This window comes from Rhizobium sp. AAP116, from assembly GCF_001295785.1.
Lineage (GTDB): Bacteria > Pseudomonadota > Alphaproteobacteria > Rhizobiales > Rhizobiaceae > Allorhizobium.
Genome location: NZ_LJIB01000002.1, coordinates 46,428 through 58,859, shown reverse-complemented (window position 1 = coordinate 58,859; position 12,432 = coordinate 46,428). Strand labels below are relative to the sequence as shown.

At 59.8% G+C, this 12,432-nt stretch carries 15 protein-coding genes; 3 read left to right on the top strand and 12 right to left on the bottom strand.

The features are described 5' to 3' along the window. Positions 1-33 precede the first annotated feature (33 nt). The 11 genes from IP85_RS00325 to IP85_RS00275 all read right to left on the bottom strand — a co-directional run bounded on the left by IP85_RS00325 (position 34) and on the right by IP85_RS00275 (position 9,898). Entirely contained in the window at positions 34-1,296 is a 1,263-nt protein-coding gene (locus IP85_RS00325; protein WP_054147672.1) for an NAD(P)/FAD-dependent oxidoreductase, read from the bottom strand. 49 nt (positions 1,297-1,345) lie between these two features. Continuing rightward, positions 1,346-2,056, bottom strand: a complete 711-nt coding sequence (locus IP85_RS00320; protein WP_054147671.1) for a c-type cytochrome — start codon at positions 2,054-2,056, stop codon at positions 1,346-1,348. Between the two features lie 4 nt (positions 2,057-2,060). Then, a complete protein-coding gene (locus IP85_RS22665) occupies positions 2,061-3,212 on the bottom strand; it encodes a c-type cytochrome (RefSeq protein ID WP_054147670.1) in 1,152 nt (383 codons plus the stop codon). Beyond that, complete coding sequence (soxC, locus tag IP85_RS00310) at positions 3,196-4,467, bottom strand: sulfite dehydrogenase (RefSeq protein WP_054147669.1); 1,272 nt, start codon at positions 4,465-4,467, stop codon at positions 3,196-3,198. The genes IP85_RS22665 and soxC overlap by 17 nt, the downstream gene beginning before the upstream one ends. Positions 4,468-4,489: 22 nt before the next feature. Continuing rightward, positions 4,490-6,181, bottom strand: a complete 1,692-nt coding sequence (gene soxB / locus IP85_RS00305; RefSeq protein WP_054147668.1) for a thiosulfohydrolase SoxB — start codon at positions 6,179-6,181, stop codon at positions 4,490-4,492. A gap of 119 nt (positions 6,182-6,300) precedes the next feature. Next, positions 6,301-7,167, bottom strand: a complete 867-nt coding sequence (gene soxA / locus IP85_RS00300) for a sulfur oxidation c-type cytochrome SoxA (RefSeq protein WP_054147667.1) — start codon at positions 7,165-7,167, stop codon at positions 6,301-6,303. A 36-nt stretch (positions 7,168-7,203) separates the two neighbouring features. Next, the gene (gene soxZ / locus IP85_RS00295; RefSeq protein ID WP_054147666.1) at positions 7,204-7,533 is read right to left on the bottom strand and encodes a thiosulfate oxidation carrier complex protein SoxZ; all 330 of its coding nucleotides are present in this window, start codon (positions 7,531-7,533) and stop codon (positions 7,204-7,206) included. A 19-nt stretch (positions 7,534-7,552) separates the two neighbouring features. Beyond that, positions 7,553-7,972 (bottom strand): thiosulfate oxidation carrier protein SoxY, encoded by a 420-nt coding sequence (gene soxY / locus IP85_RS00290; RefSeq protein WP_054147665.1) that lies wholly within the window; start codon positions 7,970-7,972, stop codon positions 7,553-7,555. Positions 7,973-7,989: 17 nt separating this feature from the next. Next, complete coding sequence (gene soxX / locus IP85_RS00285) at positions 7,990-8,463, bottom strand: sulfur oxidation c-type cytochrome SoxX (protein ID WP_054147664.1); 474 nt, start codon at positions 8,461-8,463, stop codon at positions 7,990-7,992. Positions 8,464-8,569: 106 nt separating this feature from the next. Next, the gene (locus IP85_RS00280; protein ID WP_054147663.1) at positions 8,570-9,145 is read right to left on the bottom strand and encodes a thioredoxin family protein; all 576 of its coding nucleotides are present in this window, start codon (positions 9,143-9,145) and stop codon (positions 8,570-8,572) included. A gap of 15 nt (positions 9,146-9,160) precedes the next feature. Then, positions 9,161-9,898: a cytochrome c biogenesis protein CcdA gene (locus IP85_RS00275; RefSeq protein ID WP_054147662.1), complete on the bottom strand. Its 738-nt coding sequence runs from the start codon at positions 9,896-9,898 to the stop codon at positions 9,161-9,163. Between the two features lie 135 nt (positions 9,899-10,033). Between IP85_RS00275 and IP85_RS00270 the strand changes: the two genes are divergently transcribed. From IP85_RS00270 to IP85_RS00260, 3 genes are all read left to right on the top strand, one after another. Then, positions 10,034-10,372 (top strand): hypothetical protein, encoded by a 339-nt coding sequence (locus IP85_RS00270; RefSeq protein ID WP_236759275.1) that lies wholly within the window; start codon positions 10,034-10,036, stop codon positions 10,370-10,372. A 139-nt stretch (positions 10,373-10,511) separates the two neighbouring features. Further along, complete coding sequence (locus IP85_RS00265) at positions 10,512-10,850, top strand: metalloregulator ArsR/SmtB family transcription factor (RefSeq protein WP_054147660.1); 339 nt, start codon at positions 10,512-10,514, stop codon at positions 10,848-10,850. Positions 10,851-10,871: 21 nt separating this feature from the next. Then, positions 10,872-11,918: a YeeE/YedE family protein gene (locus IP85_RS00260; RefSeq protein WP_054147659.1), complete on the top strand. Its 1,047-nt coding sequence runs from the start codon at positions 10,872-10,874 to the stop codon at positions 11,916-11,918. Positions 11,919-11,974: 56 nt separating this feature from the next. On the opposite strand, the gene IP85_RS00255 is transcribed toward IP85_RS00260, so the two are convergent. Then, positions 11,975-12,430, bottom strand: a complete 456-nt coding sequence (locus tag IP85_RS00255; RefSeq protein WP_197277967.1) for a thioredoxin family protein — start codon at positions 12,428-12,430, stop codon at positions 11,975-11,977. Positions 12,431-12,432 lie beyond the last annotated feature (2 nt).

Genomic DNA, 12,432 nt, shown 5'->3' with positions numbered 1-12,432 from the left:
AGGCAGCCCTGAGGCCGCCTCCCTTGTCTTCAATCAGCCGAACATGTCTGTGGTGATACCCTCGTACCAGCCGAGGCTTTCCTCGTAGGTCGCCTTGCGCAAAGCCGCATCCTCGCCCGTCTGGCTGATGAAGCTTTCCGCGGACGCGATCTTCTCGGGCGTAGGCTGATAGGACGCGCCGACCTTGACGCCGTCGTCGGGCGCAATCAGCGACCAGCAGGTATTTGAGTATTTCGCCGGGAACACCTTCGATCCGAGGAGCTCGCCGCGAATGGACATGGCCGCAACCTTGGCCTGACTGTTCGCCGAAAAACCGGACTTCGGCATGTCGCCTTGAGCGCTGGAATCGCCGAGCACATAGACATTGTCGTCCATCTTGGATTTCATGTTTTCCGGATGCACGGGAGCCCAGCCCTTGTCGTCGGTGACGGCTGCGATCTGGGCGATCTTGCCCGCAATCTGGCCGGGGATCACGTTGCAGGCATCGATCTTTTCCACCGTCCCGTCGACCACGATTTCCATGCTGTCCGGACGAACCTCGACCGCACCGCCCCCGAAATCCGGGCCGATCCACTCGATCATACCGTCATAATGCTTCGCCCAGCCTTCTTCGAAGAGGGCCTGCTTCGAGTATTTATCCTTCGGATCGAGCACCATGATCTTGGCGGTCGGGTTTTTCTGTTTCAGCAAATGAGCGATCATGCTGATCCGCTCGTAAGGACCGGGAGGACAACGGTAAGGATTGGGCGGCGCAATCATCGCAAAGACGCCACCAGCCGGCATCGCCTCCACCATCGACTTCAGCAGTTGCGTCTGCGGCCCGGCCTTGTAGGCATGCGGCATCTTTTCCGCCGCCTCGACCGACCAGCCCGGCACGGACCCATCCTTGAAGTCGATACCGGGAGACAGGATCAGCCGATCATAGGGAAGCGTCTGGCCACCCGCCAGCGTCACTGTGCGGGCGTTGCGATCGACACCGGTGGCGAGATCATTGATGACGGTCACGCCGCCGGCTGCGATCTTGTCATATCCATGCTGAAGGCTTTCAAACTCGCGGAACCCACCGAGATAAAGGTTGGAGAAGAAGCAGGTCGTGTAGATTGGATTGGCTTCCACCAGCGTCACATCCAGCGCGCCTGCACCGTCCTTGGCGAGATAGCGAGCCGCCGTCGCACCGCCTGCTCCACCGCCGATGATCACGATCTTCGGCTTTGCCTGACCGAAAACCGAGGGTGCCGCGAGAAGTGCTGCAGCCGTCAGGCCCGATCCGATGAGTGTACGTCGTGTCAGTTTCATGAGCGTTCTCCCCTTTTGTCGTTCCCTGAGCGGTTGATCCCGCCCGTGGTTATTGAACCTCTTCGAAATAGGCGGCGAGGGCGGCGATCTCTTCTTCCGACAGACGACCTGCCATCATCTGCATCACCGGATGCGGCCTGAGCTTGCGCTTGTAGGCATGCATGGCGACGACAAAATCGGCAGCGGGCCAGTTGGTGATCGATGGAATGCCCTTGTCGGAGCCGTCGCTCTGGTGGCACGTCGTGCACTCGGAGGACAGGTACTCGCCATATTCGCGATCACCCTTGATCCCGAGGATGGACGGGTCCAGATCGACTTCTGGTTTGCTCACCGTCGGATCGGCTTCGGGAATATCGCGCGGGCTGTCCGACCATTCCCGCAGATAGGCCAAGATCGCCGAGCGGTCTTCAGGCTCTATGACGCCGCGGTAGTTCATCCGCGTGCCTGAAACCAGGCTCTTCGGGTTGGTGAGATAGGCGTCGAGTGTTTCAAGGTGCCACTCCAGGCCGTCCTGCCCCATGCGGGTGATCGACTTCGAGTACTTGAAGCCCTCAATGCTCCCGGCTCTGCGGCCGAAAACCCCGTTGAGCTGTGGTCCTACCCGATTTCGAGCACCTGCGCCGACCTGATGGCAGGACGAGCACTCGCGCTTGAAAAGGCGAGCGCCGTCGGCCGAATTGCCCAACTCCTGGGCGATAGCGGGTTCCCAAGCCAGAAGGCCGATAACGAGAGCAAGCCTGATCGAGCCACGGCTTGCCATTGTGTCAGTTCCCCAGGCTGCGCAGATAGGCGATGATCGCCGCACGCTCATCCGGCTTCTTGAGCCCGGCAAAAGCCATCTTCGTGCCCTTCATGAAGCCCTTCGGGTTTTCGAGGAAGGCGTCCAGTTCGGCCTCGTTCCAGACAAGTCCTTCTGCCGCCTTGTCCGTGAGCGCCTTGGAATACTTGAATTTCTCGGCATGACCGGCGGCGGCTCCGAAGATGCCGTTGAGCATGGGCCCGGTTCCATTCTTTGCACCCTCGCCCACCTTGTGGCAGGCCGAGCACTTCTTGAAAGCGGCTTCGCCTTGCCCGACAAGGGCCGGATCCAGGGCCGCAGTTTCAATTGGCGCGGCAGCCGGAGCGACAGCAGGAACATCGGCTGCAGGCACGGTTGCCGCAGGTACGGGGGCCGGGTCGCTCGCCGCCTCGGCCACCTCGGCCGGTGCGGGAGCCGCCGGGGGAGCGGGCGCTGACGCAGCCGAGGTGTCGAGGGGAGGCAAGGTACCGGCGGGCCTGCCGTCGGGATCTTCTGGCGTCACATTCAACTCGATGGCGCGCTTGGTCACTTTGACCGGCGCACCGCAATCCTTCATGCAGGGTTCTCCCTTGAACCGCGGATACTCACTCTCCGCGCGATCGTCGGGATAGAAGCCGTCTGCATTCGGCAAGGTCACCTCAGTGAAATTCTTGTCGGACAGTGTGAAGTCTTCGTCGACCAGCCCGTTGGAATAGAGCAGGAAGGCGGTGATCGCATAGGTCTCGTCGACCGTCACCGTCTGCGCCTCGCCAAACGGCATCGAGCGATGCACATAGTCCCAGACGGTCGACAAATGCGGCCAGTAGCTGCCGATCGTCTTGACGGGCCGCCGATCGGTCAGCGTGCCATCGCCTCCTGCGAGTACAGGCCAACTGTCGATGCCTTCCGCGAATTCGCCATGACAGACTGCACATTTCTCGCCGAAGACTTCTTCACCGGTCAGCACGTCACCCGAACCAGGCTTCAACCCCTTGCCGTCGGGGAGCACGGCGAGATCCCAGGCGGACACTTCTTCTGGAAGAGCCGGACGTCCGAGCCCCAGCTTTTCCGACATCGCTGGCGTGGAAAGCAGGACCAGCCCGAGCGACAGAAGGAGACGATTACGCAACTTCGACATTTTCGACCTCCCCGTCGGCCTTGACCCACCAGGTTTGAATTCCGTTGTTGTGGTAGACATTGTTAAGTCCGCGGATTTCACGCAGCGCATCCTTAGTCGGCTGGACATAGCCGGTCTCGTCGATGGCCCTCGACTGCAGGAGCAGTTCGCTGCCATCCCAGTTGATGTCGAGATGGAAGCGGGTCAGCGCCTTCGATTTGGCGTCTCCGGAGATCCGGGCCTCCTGCCAGTTCACGCCACCATCCGTGGAGACATCGACGCGGGTGATCTTGCCATTGCCAGACCATGCAAGCCCCGAAATGACCAGCGGTCCCTTGCCGTGACGGATCGGGACCTGCGGGCTGGGAGATGTGATCACGGATTTTGCATCCATCACCCAGGTCCACTTCCGCGCCCGACCATCCGGCATAAGATCGGTGTACTTGGAGGTTTCTTCACGGCTCTCGACAGCTTGGTCATAGATGCCGATGCGCCGGACCCATTTCACCCACATATTGCCTTCCCAACCCGGCACGACGAGACGGACCGGATAACCGTGTTCCTTGCGCAGGGCCTCGCCATTGGCAAAGAACGCCACGAGGACGTCGTCGAGCGCCTTGTCGAGAGGGATGGACCGACCATTGGAGCTCGCATCGGCTCCTTCGACATAGACCCACTTTCCTTCGGGCTTGACGCCTGCCTCCTTGAGAAGGAGGCGTAAGGGCACGCCGGTATATTCCATGTTGTGAATCATGCCCTGGGTGAACTGGCAGCCTTCGAGCTGCGCGCCCCCCCATTCCATGCCACCATTGGCCGCACATTCGAGGAAGGCGGTTGTCACCGATCTAGGAAAGCGAAGAAGATCCTCGAAGGTGAAGACAAGCGGCGTTTCGACAAGGCCGTTGATCATGAGCCGGTAGTCCTGCTTGCTCAGTTCAATCGCCCCGGAATGATGGCGTTCGAAAGCGCAGCCTTGCGGCGTGATCGTGCCTTCCAGGGCATGGATCGGCGTGAAGTTGATCGACGAGACGGGGCTCTCGGTGAGCCACTCCACATTGCGCCGGACCACGTGCGACTCGAACCGGATCGGTGATCCATAGGGCGACGCATCGACAGGATCGCCGAAGGATGAAGCCCAGGGCTGCACCTCGGTGATCTTCGGATCCGGGCCACTGGCACGCGCGACCGAGGCGCCTGCGACAAGGCCGGCTCCTGTCATCGCGGCCTGCCTCAGGAATGTCCTGCGGGACGAGACGTTTTCGGGTTCGTCGGACATGGCGAACGCTCCTTGCTTCCTGTCAGATTCCGGTCACACGGACCGATGTGTTGGGGTCGAGCTTGACGGTTCCGATCTTGCGGACATGGGCTTCGATCACGTCCCAGATCTGCGGACCTTCCGTGCCTTCGTTGACGCTTGCCCAGCCCGCCACGGTGTAGGATTTGCCCGCTTCGATAGCGGCGCCACCATCAACCAGTGCGATATCGGTGATCCGCTCGCCGATGGGTTTGCTGACGTCGATGGCATAGGAAAGCCCGCCGACGCGCACCATGTCCCCACCCTGCTGGTAGTAGGGATCCGGGTTGAAGATGTTGTCGGCCACGTCCTCGAGGATGGTCTTGATGGTCTCGCCCGTCATCTCGGTGCGATAGCAGGCGCCATAGGTCATTGAGGTCACATTATGGATGTCTTCCCGGGTGATCGCATCACCGGCGAGAAGCGAGGGCCCCCATCGGACGCCGGGAGACATGGCGATCTGCGCATCGCGTTCACTGCGCACGGCATCGCAGATCAGGTCGTCCCAGGTGCCGTTGAAGTTGCCGCGCCGATAGAGCAGGCTCTCGGTCGTGCCGATCTTCTCTTCGAGCTGCGCCTTGTAGGGCGCCCGCTCCTGGTCGATTAGCCCCGCCATCTCCGCATCCGGGGCAATGACATCGGAGAAGATCGGGATGAGCTTGTGGCGAAAGCCCATCATCTTGCGATCGCGGATATCGAGATCGAGCCGGCTGACGAATTTGCCGTTCGAGCCGGAGGCGATCAGGATCGTTTCACCGATCAGAACCGGTTCCGGCACGGCGTCATGGGTATGCCCGGTCAGGATGACATCGATGCCCTTGACCCGCCCCGCCATCTTGCGATCGACGTCGAACCCATTGTGGGAGAGACAGACCACCAGGTCCACGCCCTCGGCCCGGACTTCGTCCACGACCTCCTGCATGCGTTCCTCGCGAATGCCGAAGGAGTATTCGGGGAACATCCATTTCGGATTCGCGATCGGCATGTAGGGGAAGGCCTGGCCGATAACAGCAATCCGAACGCCGCCCTTTTCGAAGATCTTGTAGGGTTCGAAAGCCGGCTCGTCCCATTCTGCATCGAAGATGTTGGCTCCGAGGAACGGGAACGGCAGCCCATCGACAATTTCCTTCACCCGCTCGGTTCCGTAGGTCCACTCCCAATGGCTGGTCATGGCTTCGACGCCGAGTGCGTTCATGACGTTGACCATGTCCTGGCCCTTCGTCAGCAGACTGGTCATGGAACCATGCCATGTATCGCCACCGTCGAGCAGGAGCGACTGGGGTCGGGCAGCCCGGATCGACTTCACGACCGTCGCGACGCGGTCCATGCCACCCATGCGGCCATAGGCCTTGGCGAGCGCGCCGAAATCCTCATGGGTCAGAGCATAGGCATCACGCGAACCCGCTGCGATGTCGAAGGTCTTCAGGAATTCGGAGCCGGTCAGGTGCGGCACATGACCCTTGGCGTCGCCAACCCCAAGGTTGACCTCCGGCTCGCGAAACCAGATCGGCTTCAATTGCGCATGGATATCCGTGATGTGGATGAGCGTGACGTTGCCAAAATCCTCGAATTCGAGAAGTTGCTCCTGCGTCAGCGCCTGTTGCGCGGCGAGCCGCGAAAAATTGCCAAAGCCGGACAACCCCACGATTGCCGAGGTTGCCATGGATGCCTGCAGAAACTCACGACGGGTAATCATCCCGCATTCCCTCCAGCAAGCACAGGAAATCCATCCACGCCGAAGACGTGGTCCTGCTTGCCAATAATGTTCGTTCAAAGTGTTTGGGCGGTCGGGCTTTCCCGGCCGCGCCATCTTGTTCAGTGCCGGACGGAGACGCCCTCGATCGACAGACCATTCCCGCGCGAGGCCACATAAAGCTCAAGCGCCTTGAACTCGTCCGATCCTGCCTTGAAGGTTTCGGCACGCGTGTCGCGCACACACCCGACGAACCGCTGCTGCGCGCTCAGAATACCGGCGTCCTTCAGGCGATAGGTCGGGAACCCGTTGACCTGCCCCTGCGAAAGATGGTCGGCACGGATCATCCGGCCGTAATTGTTCTCATGACAGTTTGCGCAAGACATCTCCAATTGACCGTAGCGCGTGTAGTAGATCTCCTTGCCGTGCTCCCAGAAGGACTGGGCCGGGCCATCGATGGCGACATTCACCACCTCACCGCGCGACTGGACGGAGATCAGGGCCATCATGTCCTTCATTTTGTCGGACGTGACACCCCAGGCTTCCAGGCCCATCTCCTTGGTGACACAGGAATTGATGTAGTCTTCCATGATCATCAGCTTGCCGGTCTTGGCATCGACCCGGGGCAGAACCGTGCGCAGCCCCTTCATGCTTTCCGGCCCCTCGTGACAGCCTGCACAGGACTCGCCATTCTTGCCCATGGTTTCGTTCCAGGCATCGAGACCACGATCAACGAAGACCATGCCCGGATTGTCGAAATCATCTTTCTGCAGGTCGCGTGTTTCGGTCTCCCGGAACAACCAACCCGAATAGATGGTATCAAATGTATCCTTGAGAAATGCGGGTGCAGCCGTCTTGGTCACGAGCTCGATCGTGCCATCATCCGTCTCGACCGTGAGCGTATCCTCGACCGGATCCGCATGCGCAGCAGCGGAGGCAACAAGGCCGATGGCCGCCAGAACTGCAACTAGTTTGGACTTGCCGTGCATGAGAACTCCCTCCCCGAGATCGTTGCGCGTCAGTGATCAGGCAACTTCGATCGGCTTCTTGTCCGTGTAAACAGAGCCGTCGTCGTCATACCAGGTGAAGACGAATTCGCCGGCAGCGTCGACTTTCGCTTCGAATTCGAAATAGGGGTTTGTCGAAACCGCTGGATCGATGGCAACGTCAATGACGTTGACGCCGTTGAAATCACAGGTGAAGCGGTTGATGATCGACCGGGGAATGATAGCGCCCTGAGCGTCCTTGCGCTGGCCGGATTCCATCTTGTGACTGATCAGCGCCTTGATGGTCACCGACTCGCCAGCCTTCGCCGACTTCGGTACCTTCACGCGTGGTTTTGCATCGTCTGCCATTGTTATTCCTCCTCCGAATTCAGCCGCCGCATCCGCCGATGGTGACCTTCACTGTTGCTTGTGCCTGCCTGATGGACCCGTCCGCCATTTTCGCCAGCGCGACGACGTCCTGTGTCTTGGCCAAGCGGATCCGCGTTGCGGCCATATGATTTCCAGCTGCGGGACCGAACGTGAACGTCGCAACTGCAGGCTCCGGATTTCCGGTGGCGAGCAGCATGATCGAGACTGCACCGGGGGCATCGACCGAGACTGGGACTGTATTGCCGTTCTCGGCAATCTCGGGCGCCGTCAGCGTGATACCGTCGGTTCCGGGCGTTGCCCCGCCAGTGAAGGCCTTGACCAGTTCCTCAGTTGTTGCCGCAGCTGCCAGACTTGGCAAAGTGGCCGCGACCACGCCTCCAAGCCCGATGAACAGCATGTCGCGTCTTGTGAAACTCATTTCGGTTCTCCTCAATCCTATTCCTTGAGAGTCATCAGATAGGCGACGACATCCTCGATTTGCTGCGCCGAGAGGACAGGCGAAAGCGGACCCTTGGGCGCCTTGCCCGTAAAGCCTTCACCGGGACGGATGAACCCGTCGATCTTGTAGAAGGCCGGCATGAAGCTGTCTTCGAAGGTGTTCTTCGCATTGGCCACGATGCCGCGGATCTCCGCCTCGCTGTAGCGATCCGCAACACCGTCAAGCGGCGGCGCGATATCCCCCGGAAACTGCACGTCAGGCAGGGCTGCGACGGTATGGCAGGCCACGCAGTTGCCGAGCGCATTCGTCGTCATGATCTTGATACCGGATTCTGCGTCCCCCGGCGCGCCGGAAAGCGAGGCCGCAACAGCCCCCTCCTGAAACACGATTGCACCAGGCGCCGTTTCGCCGAGCGCCGGCGTGACGCTCGCTCCCGCGACCAGTGCTGCCAGACAAAGCTGCCAGTTCATCGACTCCTCCCACTTCTCTCCTGAAGACAGGTTAGCGCCAAACGAAGCGTATAACAATGCCTATATATATATTTTTGAATAACCAGTATCTGATTGTTTAATCGAGTTAATTTTCAATCGCCATTTGTCTGGCAAGGAATTTCTGAAAATGCTCGCCCGATTGATACCCGTGATCAACGATCCAGTTGAGCAATGCCGAGGTTGTCCCCTTGCCGAATGCACCCGGCATGGCCGCGACGGCCGCCTGTTGCGCGGACAGGCCTGAGCCAACGTCCTCGGGCAGAAAAATCAGGGTCGGCGTGAACATCACGCCCCAGCGGATGGCCATCTCTTTTTCAGGCAACACCGTGCCGTCGAAATCGGTCACCTCGATATCGCCGAAGAGGTTGAGCTGCACGGCATAATAGTTTTCACGGATAAAGGCCTCGATGCCAGGATCGGAGAAAACCTCTTCATGCATCTTGGTGCAGTAGATGCAGCCGCGTTGCTCGACGATGAGGAGCAGGCGCTTGTTTTCAGAATTGGCATCACTGAGGTCTTCCCTCAGATCCTTGAACGTCTCGCGAAGCCATGACGGCTTATGAAGTCCATCATCGCCCAGTTCGGCCGCCAACGAAGACGCTGCCAGCATGGGACCTGTCATCAGCAAGACGCAGGCCAGGAAAAATTTCCACCGGGACATTAGCTCTCCTCCAGATTATTTCAGCGTCGCAGACCAATCGAAGTTGCGAACGAGAAAGTCGGCAATCAGATTGACGGTATTCGTCGCGATCAGGATGCCGAAAACGATCAGCATTACCCCCATCAGCTTTTCGACATAGCCCATGAGTGCCCGATGTCTGCCGACGAAGGACAGGAAAGGGCGGGCAAACAACCCGGCGACGACGAAGGGCGCGGTCATACCGATCCCATAGGCGAGCAGCAGTAGCCCGCCACGCCAGACATCGCCCATGCCGCTCGCCACCATGAGGATCGCCGCAAGAGCCGGCCCAACACAGGGGGTCCAGCCGAACCCGAAGGCCAATCCCATCAGATAGGCGCCTGCAAGGGTGGTTGGATCGGCGGACGACTGCACCCTTGCCTCGCGATAGAGGAAGCCGATGCGCAGGACGCCAAGGAAATGCAAACCGAACAGGATGAGGATGCCAGCCGCCAGCCATGACAATGGCTGCTTCCATTGGATGAAGAGATGCCCGGCAGCGGTGGCGCCCATCCCGAGCAAGACAAAGATTGTGGTGACCCCGGCGGCGAAGGCGACGGATTGGATGAGCAGACGTCGCTGCGCGACAGGCGATATTCCATCGCCTTGCCGCAACTCCTGAACCGAAAGGCCTGCCATATATGAAAGGTAGAACGGAACCATCGGCAGTATGCAGGGCGAAAGGAAAGACAGAAGTCCTGCGAGAATGGCACCGCCATAACTGATCTCCAGCATGGCCCCTCCAAGCGCCTTACCTGACCGTTCGGCTTCTCCCGCGCCGACAATTGCGCTCGCGAGCGTTTCCAATTAGAATATCTCTATGTTTATATGTAGACTGTCAACATGCGCGCTCACTGGATGCCGATTTTCATGTTTCTGATCACGCTGCTCCCATCGCCGGGCGCGGCGATGGAGCTGTTGATGTTCGAGCAGGCGGGATGTGTATATTGCGCGCGATGGGATGCCGAGATTGCCCCGGCCTATCCCAGGACCGCCGAAGGACAGGCAGCGCCACTTCGCAGGCTCAACCTTCATACTCCGGTACCGGCAGATCTCCGACTCGATCGCCCGGTCACTTTCACGCCCACCTTTGTTCTTGTCGTTGATGGCCGGGAGACTGGGCGGATTGAGGGCTATCCTGGCGATGAGTTCTTCTGGGGTCTGCTCACCGAACTGACCACCGAGGCCGGCGGCATCACCTCGGATTGAGGCGGCATGTATCTTATATTCGAAAGCCGCAGTATAGCTGCCATGGGAGTCGGTTGGCCAGGATTTGGGGCGGCCGGCCTTCGCCGGAGGCGGCTTGGGCTGCGTCGGAACGCTGGGATTGCGCTAGGGACCTGAGATTGTGAACGCTGATACTGAGACAGTACCAAAGGATGGTGCCGTTGATAAACTCATTCAGAGGGCTGACTCCGCTTCGAAATTCCTTAAGGCACTGGGACACGACGGACGCCTGACGATCCTGTGCCATCTTCTCAGCGGCCCGAAGAGCGTGACAGAGCTCGAAAACCTACTTTCGGCACGCCAGGCGGTGGTCAGTCAGCAACTTGCCCGATTGCGCCTCGAAAGGCTTGTGGCGGCCCGTCGCGACGGCAATGCCATCTTCTACTCCATTGAGGATGACAAAGTCCGCAAGACAGTCGTATTCTTGGCAAACCTGTTCGAGGACGGGGCGTACATGTAGATTCGTTGGGAGGCGAAAGACATGGAAAGCTTGCCTATCGGATTTCTGGCTGCACTGGTCGGGCTGGCGGGGGGACTGATATTGGGCCTCGGCTGGCGTTTGGGCGGTTTGTGCACGCTCGCGGCTCTTGAAACAGCGGTATATGGCACCGATCAGAAGCGGTTGAGGTTGTGGGGCATCGTGCTGGGAGTTGCGATACTCGGAACTCAGTTCGGCGCGCGTATCGGTTGGATCAATCTCGAAGGTACTCTTTATCACGCGATCGCCTGGAACCCACTAGCCTCGGTCGTGGGAGGGCTGATGTTTGGCTATGGCATGGCCATGGCCGGCAATTGCGGATTTGGCGCTCTCGCACGTTTCGGCGGCGGCGACCTTCGTTCGCTCGTTCTGCTCGTTGTCATGGGCATTACTGGCTTCATGGCGCTCTCCGGTCCTCTGGCAACCTTGCGGACATCCCTGTTTCCGCAGCCCGAGGCCGACGGTCCCGGTGGCATCGTGTATGACCTCGAGACGTCACTGGGCATCCCTGCCTTGCTGACGGTGATTGCGATTGCGATAACCTGCTTCGCATGGGCGCTGTCGAACGAGCGTCTTCGGGCAGACCGAAAGATGATCGCCTGGGGCATCGCGGCGGGGCTCGCCGTCACCTGGTGTTTCGCGGGAACAAGCTTCCTGTCCGACGCAAGTCTCGGTGCCGTCGCGCCCGAAGGCCCATCCTTCACCGCGCCGATCGGCCGGACATTGATCTATCTGATGACGGCAACGGCCGGAGGCATCACCTTTTCTGTCGGCTCAGTGGTCGGCGTCGCCCTCGGTGCCTTCATCGGCTCGATGATCAAGGGCACCTTCGTCTGGGAAGCATGCGAAGACCCCCGCGAACTTGGGCGACAGGTCGGCGGCGCGGCCCTTATGGGCGTTGGCGGCATCGTTGCCATGGGCTGTTCAATCGGTCAGGGCGTGTCTGGTTTTGCAGCCCTCTCCTGGTCAGGCCCGGTCACGCTATTATGCATCGTGGTCGGTGCCCTGGTAGGACTGCGGCAGTTGATCGGCGGCTTTCAGGCGGTTTGACGTCGGACTTGATGGTCGCCTCGTGCCGGGGCGGCGCGCGAACCTCCACCTGCGGATCAACTGACACTCTCCAGCCGGCCGACCAGATTGTCGACGTCGAATTCGCCGACAGTCCGTGAACCCGGAACTTCTTTTCCCTGCCCTGTTTCTGCGATGAAGACCGTCGGGGGACCCTGCACATTCAGATAGCGAAGCAATTCTGCATTCTCTGCGGTCCATGCGGTCACGTCGATTTTCAGCAGCGCAAAGTCTTTCATCCGCGACTGCACTCTCGGATGCACGAGGATCGTTCCATCGATCGTCTTGCAAAAGGCGCACCACTCCGCTGCAACATCGACAAGAGCATGCTTGTTACGCATGCTGGCAAATGCAATTGGTTCGGTATAATCCCGGACGGATCGTATCGGGCCGATCACTGTCGACGCCGCCTGCACCTGCACGGGAGGCGCGAGGACGACGGCAAGGGTCCCGAAGAGAAAACGCCGCCGGTTCACTCTTTCAATAGAACGCATGC